Source organism: Sphingobium sp. B11D3B (assembly GCF_025961735.1).
Lineage (GTDB): Bacteria > Pseudomonadota > Alphaproteobacteria > Sphingomonadales > Sphingomonadaceae > Sphingobium.
In genome coordinates, this window is the sequence record NZ_JAOQOF010000001.1 from 49,782 (window position 1) to 64,054 (window position 14,273).

At 63.5% G+C, this 14,273-nt stretch carries 8 protein-coding genes; all 8 read left to right on the top strand.

Going from position 1 to position 14,273, the window contains the following annotated elements; translation table 11 throughout:
• Window positions 1-78: 78 nt before the first annotated feature.
• The 8 genes from M2333_RS00265 to M2333_RS00300 all read left to right on the top strand — a co-directional run bounded on the left by M2333_RS00265 (window position 79) and on the right by M2333_RS00300 (window position 14,183).
• A complete protein-coding gene (locus M2333_RS00265; protein WP_319801288.1) occupies window positions 79-3,219 on the top strand; it encodes a TonB-dependent receptor domain-containing protein in 3,141 nt (1,046 codons plus the stop codon).
• A 114-nt stretch (window positions 3,220-3,333) separates the two neighbouring features.
• The gene (locus M2333_RS00270; RefSeq protein WP_264610466.1) at window positions 3,334-5,475 is read left to right on the top strand and encodes a PQQ-dependent dehydrogenase, methanol/ethanol family; all 2,142 of its coding nucleotides are present in this window, start codon (window positions 3,334-3,336) and stop codon (window positions 5,473-5,475) included.
• Between the two features lie 121 nt (window positions 5,476-5,596).
• Window positions 5,597-6,607, top strand: coding sequence for an alpha/beta hydrolase (locus M2333_RS00275; protein ID WP_264610467.1), 1,011 nt, complete (start codon window positions 5,597-5,599; stop codon window positions 6,605-6,607).
• Window positions 6,608-6,860: 253 nt separating this feature from the next.
• Window positions 6,861-7,424: an alkyl hydroperoxide reductase subunit C gene (ahpC, locus tag M2333_RS00280; protein ID WP_181560465.1), complete on the top strand. Its 564-nt coding sequence runs from the start codon at window positions 6,861-6,863 to the stop codon at window positions 7,422-7,424.
• Between the two features lie 168 nt (window positions 7,425-7,592).
• Window positions 7,593-9,176 carry an alkyl hydroperoxide reductase subunit F gene (gene ahpF, locus M2333_RS00285; RefSeq protein ID WP_264610468.1) on the top strand — a complete coding sequence of 528 codons (1,584 nt, stop codon included), beginning with the start codon at window positions 7,593-7,595 and terminating at the stop codon, window positions 9,174-9,176.
• A gap of 184 nt (window positions 9,177-9,360) precedes the next feature.
• A complete protein-coding gene (locus tag M2333_RS00290; RefSeq protein ID WP_264610469.1) occupies window positions 9,361-10,482 on the top strand; it encodes a transferrin-binding protein-like solute binding protein in 1,122 nt (373 codons plus the stop codon).
• 99 nt (window positions 10,483-10,581) lie between these two features.
• Window positions 10,582-11,868 (top strand): porin family protein, encoded by a 1,287-nt coding sequence (locus M2333_RS00295; protein WP_264610470.1) that lies wholly within the window; start codon window positions 10,582-10,584, stop codon window positions 11,866-11,868.
• 221 nt (window positions 11,869-12,089) lie between these two features.
• Entirely contained in the window at window positions 12,090-14,183 is a 2,094-nt protein-coding gene (locus tag M2333_RS00300; RefSeq protein ID WP_264610471.1) for a M3 family metallopeptidase, read from the top strand.
• Window positions 14,184-14,273 lie beyond the last annotated feature (90 nt).

The window sequence follows — 14,273 nt, forward strand, 5'->3', positions numbered from 1 at the left end:
TCGGGCTCCGGAAAGTGGGCGGGAGTGCAGCCGTCGGGAGGCGGCTGAGAAAAGGGAGAGGAAACTATGTCTGTAAAAATGGACTCGTTTTGCGTGCGCGCGGCATTGGCGTGCACGACGGCACTGACGGTTCTGTCCATGCCATCGGGCGCGATCGCGCAGCAGACCGATGGCGCTGACGAGCAATCCATCGTGGTCACCGGCTCGCGCATCGTTCGACGCGACTATGAAGCCAGCAGCCCGATCGTCACAGCGGGGCAGGAACTGCTCCAGAACAGCTCGACCGCCGCGCTTGAGACCAACCTGAACAAACTTCCCGCGTTTACGCCTGTGCAGACGCCGGCAATTGCCAGCGATATTCAGCCGACGGCAACCAGCACGCCGGGTGCGGCAACCGTTTCTCTCCGTAACTTGGGCACCAACCGCAACCTCGTTCTGGTCGATGGCCGCCGTGCCACGCCGGCCAACGCTTTGGGCGTGGTGGATATCAACACGATCCCGGCCGCGGCTATCGAGCGGGTCGAGATCATTACCGGCGGTGCTTCGGCGACCTATGGTGCCGACGCCGTTGGCGGTGTCGTCAACTTCATCCTCAAGAAGAACTTCCAGGGTCTTCAGTTCGATACCCAGATGGGCATCTCCCAGCGGGGCGACGGCCGTGAATTCTCGATCAGCGGGATCATGGGCGCGAACTTCGACGATGGGCGCGGCAACATCACCATTGGCCTGTCCATGAACGATCGCGAGAGCGCCCTGCGCCGCGACCGACCGTGGTTCCGTAACGCCTGGCAGGACCCCCGGTTCACCGGCACTGAGTTCTTCCCGGACTTTTCGGGTTATCAGCCGATTGGCGGCAACAACCCCAATCAGGCACTGCTCAACAGTTGGTTCGGAACCACCGTCAACACTCAAGGACAAACAGTCCCGAATGTGGCGGCCGGAAGCCGGCTTTATTTCAATGACGACGGCACGGCCTTCACCGGCTTCTTCCAAAGCCCCACTGGCGGCGCGTCGCGCTTCAAAGGCGATCTGACGGGTCTCAAATGGAAGCGTCAGGGAGATGGCTCGCTCGGCCAGAACTTCCAGGACGAACTGCTGGTTCTGCCGCTCAACCGCTATAACCTCTACGCACGCGGCAATTACGAAATCAACGACTGGATCGGCGCCTTCGCCCAAGGCACGTTCACGCGCGTTCAGACTCACACGGTCCAGCAGCCTTCGCCTTCGGTGAATGGGTGGTCCGCGCTGATCCCGGTGGATGGGCGAGCAATCCCAACGGAGTTGGCACAGGTGCTGGCTTCTCGCGGGAACCCCACGGCGCCGTGGCAGCTCACCTACTATCTGAACTACGCCAATCGTGAAGCGCGTACTGACGTCTTTACCTACAATCTGGTGGCTGGCCTGGAAGGCAAGGTCCCCGGTACGGACTGGACCTGGGAGGCCTATGCGTCCCAAGGTGAATCCGAAACCAACGCCCTGATCACGGGGACGGCCTCGCTCGCCCGCTTCCGCGCTGTCATCCAGTCACCGAACTGGGGCGCCGGTTTCAAGTCGCAGGGCAACGCAGCCTTTGGCGGCTTCGGCGCGGCTTCAGCCACCTGCACGAGCGGCTTCAATCCGTTCGATCCCAATGCGCAGGTTTCGCAAGATTGTATCGACGCGATCCGGGCCGATCTCAAGAACCGCGCGGTCATGCAGCAGAGCGTGTTTGAAGCGAATGCTCAGGGCGGGCTGTTCAACCTGCCAGCCGGTCAGGTTCGTGCGGCGGTCGGCGCGAGCCATCGCCAGAATCGCTATGAGTTCCAGAATGATACGTTGACCTCGCAGGGCACGTCCTTCCAGGATCAGGCGATCGGCATCTACCCGAGCGGCAACTCGCAGGGGCTCATCCGCGTGGACGAGTTCTACGGCGAGTTGCTCGTCCCGGTGCTTTCCGATCTGCCACTGATCCGCAAGCTGGACGTGACCGTGGGTGCGCGTAACTCGCACTACAACACGACGGGCAATGCCTTTACGTGGAAGGCGATGGCCGATTGGGAAGTCACCGACTTCCTCACGATTCGTGGCGGCTTCAACAAGGCCGTTCGCGCCCCGAACGTCGCCGAATTGTTCCTGGCACCGCAGCAGACCTTCACGGCTGCCGGTGGCGGCGATGTCTGCCGCCTCAATAACGGCCTAGCATGGTCGGCCAATACGGCGAAGAATTCGAATGCAGCGAATGTGCAGGCAGTCTGCCGAATCCTGATGGATCAGACGATTGCGGGCACGGCTAACACTTTCTACTCGGACCCGGCTTTCTACAATGCCCAGGGCCCGGCCTTTGCGTTCCCGACCCTCGTCGGCAACCCGTCTGTGCAGCCGGAAAAGGCCAAGACCTGGACTCTCGGCGCCGTGCTGCGGTCCACCGCAACCAGCGAGTTGCTGCGTCGCCTGCGACTGACGGTCGATTATTATAATATCAAGGTGGACGACGCCATCGGCCCGCTCACCCTCGACACTGCGCAGCGCCAATGCTTCGATCCGGTCTTCAATCCGGCGATCGCCAACAATCCGACAGCCGCTGCGGCGACGGCAGCCTGTCAGGCGATTGGGCGCGTGGCCGGCGATGGTGCGTTGGGCAATGTGCAGGTCACTTACCTCAACAACGGGCGTTTCCGCACCTCGGGTATCGATGTGCAGCTCGATTGGTCGGTTCCGGTGGGTCCGGGCACATTCAGCGTGAACTCCGTCTTCAACTATCTGCTCTCGCTGAAATCGGCGCCGTTGCCGGCATCGGCCGGTGCGGCCGGACAATTGGTTGAATATGCAGGCACGCTGGGCCCGGCAGGCAGCGCGGCGATTGCCGAAAACGGCCTCAATCCCGGTTCCTTCCGTTGGAAGATGCTGAACTCGTTCAGCTATGCGGTCGGGCCTGTCACGGTTGGGGTACAGTGGCAGCACCTGCCTGCCGCGAAGTCGATCACCTACACCTCCAACAACGCCACCACTTTTGTCGGGGCGCCCGCTTACGATCTGTTCAACCTGAACGGTTCGTTCGCCGTGACGCGGGACGCGACGCTGCGCTGGGGTGTGGACAATCTGTTCGACAAGGCGCCGCCGCTGCTCGAATATAACACGGGCGCAGCGCTTGGAAACGGCGTGGGTGCCAGCCCGTTCAACGCCTACTTCTATGATATGAATGGCCGCCGCTTCTACCTCGGCGCGTCGTTCAAATTCTGAGGATGACGGACTAAAAGGGGGAAAGAGGGGACTGCCTGCCGGGCATTCCCCTCTTATCTTTGTATCAGGACAAGGCCGGGGCCGGAGCGGGTCGGGCGAAGAGGAGAGTGGATTATGGTGTTGCGGTCGATCCGGCCTGTGCCGATTGCGGTGCTGACGATGCTTCTGGCGGCGTGCAGCGGCGTCGAGGGGAGCGAAACGTCGCTCGGCCCCGCCGCCATCGATCAGGCGCGGCTTGAGGCGGCTGGCAAGGATGACGACAACTGGCTCACCTACGGCCGCACCTATGATGAGCAGCGCTATTCGCGGCTCACCCAGATCAATGACGGCAATATCGGCGAGCTGAGCCTCGCCTGGGCGCTGGAGCTCGATACCGCACGCGGGCAGGAGGGCACGCCCATCGTGGTCGATGGCGTGATGTACACCTCCACCGCCTGGTCCAAGGTCGTCGCCATCGATGCCGCGACCGGCAAGCAGCTCTGGCAGTTCGACCCGGAGAATGAAGGCTCCAAGGCCGCGCACGCCTGTTGCGACGTCGTCAATCGCGGCGTCGCCGTGTGGAAGGGCCGCGTCTTCGTCGGCACCATCGACGGCCGGCTGATCGCCATCGACGCCAAGACCGGCCAGAAGGTCTGGGAGACCATCACGGTCGACCAGAAGAAGCCCTACACCATCACCATGGCCCCGCGCGTGGTGCGCGACAAGGTGATCATCGGCAATAGCGGCGCGGAACTGGGCGTGCGCGGCTATGTCTCGGCCTACGATACCAATACCGGCAAGCTCGTCTGGCGCTTCTATACGGTGCCCGGCAATCCGAAGGACGGACCGGATGGCGCTGCCTCCGACGCGATCCTGGAGAAGCTGGCCCGGCCGACCTGGTATGGCGAGAATTACTGGAAGCTCGGCGGCGGCGGCACCGTGTGGGACAGCGTGGTCTACGATCAGGAGCTGAACCAGCTTCTCATCGGCGTCGGCAATGGCTCGCCCTGGAACCACAAATGGCGCAGCGCCGGCAAGGGGGACAATCTCTTCCTCTCCTCCATTCTCGCGCTCGACCCGGATACCGGCGCCTATAAGTGGCACTATCAGATCAATCCCGGCGAAACCTGGGATTACACGGCGACCCAGCAGATCATGCTCGCGGACCTGAAGATCGACGGGCGCGACCGCAAGGTGCTGATGCAGGCGCCGAAGAACGCATTTTTCTATGTGATCGACCGGACGAACGGCAAGCTGATCTCCGCCAAGCCTTATGCGCGGCAGAACTGGGCCGAGGGCATCGATCTCAAGACAGGGCGGCCGATCGAGAAGCCCGGCGTGCGCTACGATAATGGGCCGGCGCTGGTCATCCCCTCGGGCATCGGCGCCCATGCCTGGATGCCGATGAGCTATTCGCCCAAGACCGGGCTGGTCTACATTCCGGCGATGGAGCACCCGCTAGTCTATGGCGATGCCGATCCGTTCGTGATCCATGAGGGGCGCTGGAATACGGCAGTGTCCTTCCTCGATCCGCCGGCGATGCCGGGTCTGCCCGATACCGTGGAAGGGCGCCGCAAGGCCCTCGAATCCATGGTGAAGGGCAAGCTCGTCGCTTATGATCCGGTGACGCAGAAGCCGCGCTGGGAAGTCGAGCGCGACTGGCCGTGGAATGGCGGCACGCTGGCGACCGCTGGCAACCTCGTCTTCCAGGGCACGCCGCATGGCGACTTTGAGGCGTTCAGCGCGGACAATGGCAAGAAGCTGTGGTCCTTCCAGACCCATCGCGGCGTGCTGGCCGGGCCGATCACCTATCGCGTCAATGGCGAGCAGTATATTGCCGTCATGGCCGGCTATGGCGGCTCGATGGGTATGGCAAGCGGCACGCCGTTCATGAAGAACAAGATGCCCAACGGCCTCGTGCTGGCGTTCAAGATCAAGGGCACCGGCAAGCTGCCGCCCTACACGCCGATCCCGCAGCCCGAGCCGACGCCGAGCAACGAGACCTTCACGGCGGCGCAGATCGCGACCGGCCAGAAGGGCTTCTTCCAGTTCTGCCAAATCTGCCATGGCGGGCCGGTCAACCCGAACCTGCGGCGCTCGCCGCTGATTGCCGACAAGGATCTGTGGCAGCAGGTCGTGATCGGCGGCGCGCTGGCGCAGAATGGCATGGCGAGCTTCGCGGCCTATCTCAAGCCCGAGGAAGCCGAGGCCATCCGCGCCTATCTCAACCAGCAGGCAAAGGCGCTGCTTGCCGAAGAGAAAGCCAAGGCACGCTGATCAGACCCGACCGCGCAACCGCATAATGCGTTGCGCGGTCGGCGGCGGTCGTGCAACTCCTGCTAACGCTATGGTCTAACGATCCGCCCGCAAGGGCGGATCGCGCGTTGAGGAGAGAGTGATGCCGCCCAAATCCCTGTTTGCCCGCTGCCTGATGGCGGCGTCCCTGATGCTTCTCCCGCTGACGGCCAGCCGGGCCGAGGTGAAGGTGGAGCATATCAAGGTCCACTCGCAGGCGGTGGAAGGCAATCTGGAAGGAAACAGCGCCGACCGGGACGTGATCGTCTTCCTCCCGGAGGATTATGCGACGAGCACCAAGCGCTATCCGGTCGTCTATTTCCTGCACGGCTTCATGGGATCGGCCGAGGGCTATGACAAATATATCGGCTTTGCCGATGCGCTGAACACCGCCGAGGCCAAGAACCGCCAGGCGATTCTGGTCGTGCCGGATTCCAACTCCCGCCATGGCGGCTCGATGTATTCCAGCTCACCGACCACGGGCAATTTCGAGCGTTTCATTGCGCAGGATCTCGTTGCCTATGTCGACAAGCACTATCGCACGCTCGCCAAGCAAGAGTCGCGCGGCCTGAGCGGCCACTCAATGGGCGGCTACGGGACGCTACGCATTGCCATGAAATATCCCGGCGTGTTTTCGAGCATCTACGCGATGAGCGCCTGCTGCCTCTCCGCCCGCCCGGTGGATGCAGAGCGCAGCCAGCGCCTCGAAGCGATGAGCATGGATGAAGCGCTCAAGGGCGACTTTGGCGTGCGGGCCGACTTCGCGGCAGCCTCGGCATGGTCGCCCGCGCCGGACAAGGCGCCCTTCTATCTCGACCTTGGCACGCAAAAGGGCGTCGTCCAGCCGCAGATCATCGCGCAATGGGCGGCCAATGCACCGCTCGCCATGGCGCCGCAATATCTGCCGGCGCTCAAGAGCCTCAAGGCCATCGCGATTGACGTGGGGGACAAGGACACGCTGATCAAGGATAATGGCGATATGGCCAAGCTGCTCGACCGGATGGGCGTTGCGCACAGCTATACCGTCTATGACGGCGACCATGGCAATCGCGTGCGCGAGCGCTTCCGGGCCTTCGTCCTGCCTTTCTTTGCCGAGCATCTCGCCAAGGATTGATCTCGCGAAAGGCGAGCACGGCACCGCTCTGGCCACATGACGCCCTGCCCGGTTCGAGACCGGCAGGGCGCAATGTGCGTTGGATGGTCGCGCCTGTCCTTTAGCCGACATGTTTTCTCCCTAACTGTGTGACAGGCGCGCAATTGACAGCGTAGAGATCGACAAAATCGATCTTTGCGTTGAGATTAATCAATTTTGCCTGAACAACAATGATGCCTATGTGCAAGGCGTCAATTCACCAAGAGGAGCAGACATGAGTCTCGTAAACACCCCGATCAAGCCGTTTTCCGCCACGGCCTTCAAGGAAGGCAAGTTCGTCGACGTGACTGAGGCGGACGTGAAGGGCAAGTGGGCCGTCTTCTTCTTCTACCCGGCTGACTTCACCTTCGTTTGCCCGACCGAGCTTGAGGATCTGGCAGACATCTACCCGACGCTCCAGGGCATGGGCGTGGAAGTCTATTCGGTCTCCACCGACACGCACTTCTGCCACAAGGCCTGGCACGACACGTCGCCGGCCATCGGCAAGATCAGCTACTACATGCTGGGCGACCAGAACCACAGCATCTCGAACAATTTCGAGATCCTGCGCGAAGGCGTCGGCCTTGCTGACCGTGGCACCTTCGTCGTGGACCCCGAAGGCACGATCCAGCTGGTCGAGATCACGCCGGAAGGCGTCGGCCGCAACGCTGCCGAACTGCTCCGCAAGATCAAGGCGCTGCAATATTGGGCGAGCCACCCCGGCGAAGTCTGCCCCGCCAAGTGGGAAGAAGGCGAGAAGACCCTCGCACCTTCGCTCGACCTCGTCGGCAAGATCTAAGACTGCTTCGCGACGGGGTCGCGTGGCGATCCCGTCGTTCTCCCCCCTCCTCATGCGAGGAGGGGCAGAGGGTGGTGCGGCGACGCTGCGACCTTTCGCTTTTGCGCGGTGCTGCGCATCGCCACCACCCCACCCTGCTGAAAGCAGGAGAAATTCAAAGGAAATCCCATGTTGGAAGCCAATATCAAGAGCCAGTTGCAGGCCTATATGGCCAACATCAAGCAGCCGATCGAGCTGGTGCCGTCGCTGGACGACAGCGCCAAGGCGTCGGAGCTGCGGGGCCTCCTGGAAGACATCGCCGGGCTGAGCGATCTTGTGACCATTGCGGCCGATGAAGGCGATGCGCGCAAGCCCAGCTTCCTCATCCGCCGGGCCGGCACGGATATCGGCGTGCGTTTCGCCGGCATTCCGCTCGGGCACGAGTTCACCTCGCTGGTGCTGGCGCTGCTGCAGGTCGGCGGCCACCCGCCCAAGGTGAGCGATGACGTCATCGAGCAGGTCAAGGCGCTGGAGGGCGACTATCAGTTCGAAACCTATTTCTCGCTCTCCTGCCAGAACTGCCCGGACGTGGTGCAGGCGCTCAACCTGATGAGCGTGCTCAACCCGCGCATCCGCAACGTCTCCATCGATGGCGCGCTGTTCAAGGCGGAAGTCGATGAGCGCAAGGTGATGGCGGTGCCCAGCGTCTATCTGAATGGCGAGCCGTTCGCCTCCGGACGCATGGATATCGAGCAGATCCTCGCCAAGCTGGATACCGGCGCTGTGGCCCGCGCGGCCGAGAAGATCGCCGCCAAGGAGCCGTTCGACGTGCTCGTCGTCGGTGGCGGGCCGGCCGGTGCCGCCGCGGCCATCTATGCCGCGCGCAAGGGCATCCGCACGGGCGTCGTTGCCGAGCGGTTCGGCGGGCAGGTGCTGGATACCATGGGCATCGAGAACTTCATCTCCGTGCCGCACACCGAAGGGCCGAAGCTGGCTGCCGCGCTGGAGCAGCATGTGAAGGATTATGATGTCGACATCATGAACCTGCAGAAAGCCAGCAAGCTGGTGCCGGCCAAGGCGCCGGGCGGCCTCGCCGAAGTGCAGTTGGAGAGCGGCGCGACCCTCAAGGCCAAGGCGGTGATCCTCGCCACTGGCGCCCGCTGGAGGACGATGAACGTGCCCGGCGAGGATGAGTATCGCAACAAGGGCGTGGCCTATTGCCCGCACTGCGATGGCCCGCTGTTCAAGGGCAAGCGCGTGGCGGTGATCGGCGGTGGCAACAGCGGTGTCGAGGCCGCGATCGACCTCGCCGGCATCGTCAAGCATGTCACGCTGGTCGAATTCGACAGCCAGTTGCGCGCCGATGCCGTGCTCCAGCGCAAGCTGCACAGCCTGCCGAATGTGACGGTGGTGACCTCCGCCCTGACGACGCAGGTGCATGGCGATGGTGAAAAGGTGGTGGGCCTGACCTATCGCGACCGCAACAGCGATGAATCGCATCTGGTCGAACTGGAAGGCATTTTCGTCCAGATCGGTCTGGTGCCCAACACCGAATTCCTCACCGATGCGGTGGCGCTGAGCAATCGCGGCGAGATCGAGATCGATGCGCGGGCGCACACCTCGCAGCAGGGCATTTTCGCGGCGGGCGATTGCACCACCGTGCCCTACAAGCAGATCGTGATCGCGATGGGGCAGGGCTCGACCGCCGCACTTTCTGCCTTCGATTATCTGATCCGCCTCGCGCCGGCGGAGGAGCAGGCGAAGGCAGCCTGAGCGGAGCTGATCGGTTGAAGATTGGAAAGGGGCGTTCGGCACGGGCCGGGCGCCCCTTTCTTGTGGATGCGCGCGCATATCCCGTTTGGGAGATGCCGGGTCGATCACCTTCTGGCAGGCGCAGGCTGTAGCGGCGAACGGATGAAATCCCTAGCCGGTCCATGTCTTTGCCAGGGGGTGCATCATGATAGTTTCACGGACTTATTCCAGGGCCTTGCTGCTCGTTTCGGCAGCGGCGCTGTCACTCACCCTGTCTGCCTGCGGAGACGAAGGCGTGAACTCGACCCCGACGCCCACGCCTGCCCCCACGCCCACGCCTGCCCCCACGCCCACGCCTGCCCCCACGCCCACGCCTGCGCCGACACCCACGCCATCACCGACACCCACGCCGACCCCGACCCCGACGCCCACGCCGACTCCCACGCCCGCTGCGGGGCCGATCGCCAACATCGTTGCAGGGCCGGGCACCAACGCGACGCCGGCCGTGCAGGCCACCAATGGCGCCTCGTTCGATACCCAGACGTCGGGAACGATCAGCTTTCCGCTCAGCCAGCTTGCGGTGAATTTCGACGCACAGGGGAATCCCACCGCCGCGGCGACTGCCAACGCCAATGGCGTCACGATCAGCCGGGACTCATCGGGCTTGAAGTTCACCGTCAATGTCCCCGCGGCCGGGATCACCAATGTGGCCCTCGTCGAGGATTGCGACGATTGCTACTCGGCCAACCTCTCCAACGGTCGCAAGCTGGAGGTCGTGCTCGATGGCGAGCTGGATAATGGCGATCTGAGCTATCTGCGCTTCGGCGAATGGGCGGTCTTTGGACAGAACGGCCAGCTTGGAACTTATGCGCCGCTGATCGGCGGGTACGAAACGCCGAGCGCCGGCATGCCGACAAGCGGCACCGCCACCTATGCCGGCGAGGTGGAGGGCTATGTCAGCTTTGTCGATGGCAGTGCCCGCAATGTCGGCGAGCTGGAAGGCAATGCCGCGATCAGCGTGAACTTTGCCGCCAACAGCCTGACCGGCACCACGTCCAACATGCAGGTTGGCTACGAGAAGAACGGCAACTGGCAGCAGGCGGCGTGGAACGACGCCTCGTTCACGGCTTCGCTCTCCGGCAATGACTTCTCGGGCGCCACGGCGGTGACCAGCGCACCGAGCGGTGCGGCATCCTTGCAGAGCGGCGCGGTCGGCACGATCGGCGGCAGCTTCTACGGGCCGGCAGCCGATGAGGTCGGCGCGATCTGGTCGCTCTCCGACGGCACGAACACGGCGCTCGGCACGATCGCCGGAATCAAGCAGTAACCCGAGGGGCGATCCGCTGCCCGCGCGTGGGGCGCAGAAAGCGTGGTGGGGGCAGCGGATCGAATGGGACGGCAGCACATGTCTGCAGTGGGAGCATTCATGCTGATGTCCCAGGTGGGGGCGATGGCGATGGCCGGGACACCAACGGCCATCGCCGCGCATCCCGACGCGGCGGCCAGCAGCGCGCCGGAAGCGGCAGCGCCAGCGGCGGCCATGTCGGCGTCGGCAGAGGCCTATGCCGAACGGCTCGCGCGCGATCCGGCCAATCCCGAGCTGCGGTTTCGCCTCGGCATGGCGCTGATGGAAGCGGGGCGGACGCGCGAGGCGATCCGGCAGTTCCGACATTTGCTCGCCGATCAGCCGCAAGCGGTGCGCGTGCGGCTGGAGCTGGCGCGCGCTTATTATGTCGCCCGGGATTATGCCAATGCCGAGCGGCAATTCCGTCTGGCCGGCGCGGCCAATCTGCCCGCGATCGTCTCCGCCAATGTCGATCGCTACCTCAAGTCCATTCGTGAAATGCGATCCTGGTCGTTCAGCGCCTCCTTCGCGCTCGCGCCGGATACCAACATCAATGCGGCGACGGCGGCGGAAACGATCGAGCTCTATGGCCTGCCGTTTGACCTGTCGGATGCCGCCCGCCGGTCGAGCGGGGTGGGGGTCTATGGGCAGATCGGCGCGGAGTGGGCGCCACGTCTGTCCGCGCGGGTTCGGCAGCGATTTGGCGCATCCCTCTCGCGGCGCGATTATCAGGGGCAGCAGTTCGACGACATGGTGCTGAGCGCCTATCTCGGCCCGCGCGTGACGCTGGGCCGGTTCGCGCTGGCCGCCGCCGGCACGGCCTCCCGCCGCTGGTATGGCGGGCAGCCCTATAGCCGGATGCTCGGCGGTCAGGCGGACATTGCTTATTATCCGGGCACCCGCACGGCGATCAGCCTGCAAGCCAGCGCGAGCGACCTGCGCCATAAGGGCGCCACGCATCTGAATGGGGCGCTGCTCGGCCTGTCGCTGGGCGTCACGCGCTCGCTGGACAAACAGAGCCTCGGCAATTTGCGCGTCGGCATCAATCGTCACGACGCGGCCAACCGCGCTTTTGCCCAGACCTCCTACACGGCGGGCGCGATCTACGCGCGCGAATTGCCGATGGGCTTCTCGCTCTCGCTGCAGCCCGGCTTTTCCTACAGCCGCTTCGATGGCGTGTTTGCCGCGTTCGGCACGGCGCGGCGCGACACGAGCTACAGCCTTGGGGTGAGCGCGCTCAATCGCAAGGTGACGCTCGGCCGGTTTGCGCCGCGCGTGGGCGTCTCGCATACGATCAACGAAAGCAATATCGCGCTCTATGCCTACCGCCGCACCCGCTTTGACATCGGCGTGACGACGATTTTCTGATCCGGCGTGCGTGCGGTCTGCGCGCAAGGCGATCACGCTGCGCCGTAGCGTCCGGGTCGTGTCGGCGGGCGCGCAGGCTTGTCGAGAGGACTGTAGCGTCGCCCGCAAGGGGTTGAAACCAAGCGGGTAGCCGATAAGTTTGGCCTCATGTGACGCGACACTGCGTTTCCCCAAGGATTGAGGTTTTCCGACAAATGCCTTCAAAGCATGTTCTTGCCCCGTTGAGCGCCGTCGCGCTCGCGCTGTCCACGCCGCTCGCCGCCCAGAAGGCGGAGACCATCACCGCGCCATGGACCGGCCCCTATGGCGGCGTGCCCGCCTGGGACAAGGTAGACCCGGCGGCATTCCCTGCCGCGTTCGAGGCGGTGATGGCCTCGGTGAAGGCGCAGTTTGAGGGTGTGCTGGCCAATAAGGCCGCCCCGACGTTCGACAATACGATCACCGCGTTGCAGAAGGAGACGCTGTCCGACCGGGTCATGCCGATCTGGGGCGTGTATGTCTCCAATCTCTCCAATGACGACATCCGCCGCATTCAGGGTGAGTGGAGCCCGAAGCTCAGCGCCTTCTTCAACGAACTGACGCTCGATCCGCGCTATTTCGCGCGGGTGAAGGCGCTCTATGACAAGCGCGACACGCTGGGTCTCGATGCCAAGCAGATGCGGCTGCTGACCCGCACTTATGAGGATCTGGTCGCCAACGGCGCCATGCTGGATGCCGCGCAGAAGAAGGAACTGATCGGCATCGAGACGGCGCTCGCGCAGGAGTTCAGCAGCTTCCAGAACAAGGTGCTGGCTGATGAGGAGAAGTTCATCACCTTTACCAGCGAAGCCGATCTGGCAGGCCTGCCGGCCGACTTTGTGGCGACGATGAAGTCTGCGGCGCAGGACAAGGGCGTGGATGGCTGGTTGCTGGTCAACACCCGCTCCTATGTGCAGCCTTTCCTCGAAAGCTCGACGCGGCGCGATCTGCGCAAGAGCGTGTTCGAGGCGTTCGCCAATCGTGGCGACAATGGCGATGCCAATGACACCAATGCGACCATCGCGCGGATCGTGGCGCTGCGCGCCCAGCGGGCGAAGCTGCTCGGGTTCAAGACACATGCCGAATACCGCATGCGCGACACCATGGCGCAGACGCCGGACAAGGCGATGGCGCTGATGATGAAGGTGTGGCCGGCGGCTGTCGCCCGCGTCCGCGAGGAAGTGGCGGACATGCAGGCCATCGCCGATGCCGAGGTGAAAGCCGGGCAGGGGCCGAAGATCACCATCGAGCCATGGGACTATCGCTTCTACGCCGAGAAGGTCCGCAAGGCGAAGTACGACCTCGATCAGAATGAGGTGAAGCCCTATTTCCAGCTCGACAAGATGGTCTCGGCCATGTTCGACATGGCGAACCGCCTCTACGGCTTCACCTTCACCGAGAATACCGGCGCCGTGCCGGTCTTCCACCCCGATGTGCGGACCTTTGAAGTAACGCGCGGCGGCAAGGTCGTCGGGCTGTTCTACCTCGATACCTGGGCGCGCAGCGGCAAGCGGTCAGGGGCGTGGATGACTACCTACAAGGGGCAGGATCATCTGAACGGCAATGAGTATGTGCTGGCGTCCAACAATAACAATTTCGCCAAGGGCAGCGCCGGGGCGCCGACGACGATCAGCCTCGACGATGCGACCACGCTGTTCCACGAGTTCGGCCACGCGCTGCATTATCTGAGCTATGACATCACCTGGCCGGGCCTGGGCACGACGCCGCGCGACTTCGTGGAATATCCCAGCCAGGTTCATGAGAATTGGGTGCTGACGCCCTATATTCTCGAGACCTATGCGCGTCATTTCCAGACGGGCGCGCCGATCCCCAAGCCTCTGGTCGACAAGATCAAGGCCAGCGACACCTTCAACCAGGGCTTTGCCACGGTCGAATATCTTTCCTCGGCCATCGTCGACATGAAGCTGCATAATCGCCCCGACGCGCCGACCGATATCGACGCGTTCGAGCGCGAGACGCTGGCGGAAATCGGGATGCCCAAGGAGATGATCATGCGGCACCGCCTGCCGCAGTTCAATCACCTCTTCTCGTCCGATGCCTATTCGGCCGGCTACTATAGCTATTTGTGGTCCGAGACGATGGACGCGGACACCTGGGCCGCTTTCGAAGAGACCGGCAATGTCTGGGACCCTGCGCTGGCCGCGCGCTTTAACAAGGCGCTGCTCTCGACCGGCAACGAGACCGACCGGGCCGAAGCCTATCGGGCATTCCGCGGCCGCGACCCGGATGTGAATGCGCTGCTGCGCAAGCGTGGCTTTCCGGTTCCGGCGGAGTAATCGCGCAGCAGGTCCGTCTGCTGTGCTTTTTGTTAGTGCGAAGGGTCCGCCTCGATTTGGAACGAATGCCCCGGGCAGGATTTCTGAATT

Coding starts and splice junctions, on each gene's coding strand:
- M2333_RS00265 (WP_319801288.1), top strand. CDS start 79: ATGGACTCGTTTTGCGTGCGCGCGGCATTGGCGTGCACGACGGCACTG.
- M2333_RS00270 (WP_264610466.1), top strand. CDS start 3,334: ATGGTGTTGCGGTCGATCCGGCCTGTGCCGATTGCGGTGCTGACGATG.
- M2333_RS00275 (WP_264610467.1), top strand. CDS start 5,597: ATGCCGCCCAAATCCCTGTTTGCCCGCTGCCTGATGGCGGCGTCCCTG.
- ahpC (WP_181560465.1), top strand. CDS start 6,861: ATGAGTCTCGTAAACACCCCGATCAAGCCGTTTTCCGCCACGGCCTTC.
- ahpF (WP_264610468.1), top strand. CDS start 7,593: ATGTTGGAAGCCAATATCAAGAGCCAGTTGCAGGCCTATATGGCCAAC.
- M2333_RS00290 (WP_264610469.1), top strand. CDS start 9,361: ATGATAGTTTCACGGACTTATTCCAGGGCCTTGCTGCTCGTTTCGGCA.
- M2333_RS00295 (WP_264610470.1), top strand. CDS start 10,582: ATGCTGATGTCCCAGGTGGGGGCGATGGCGATGGCCGGGACACCAACG.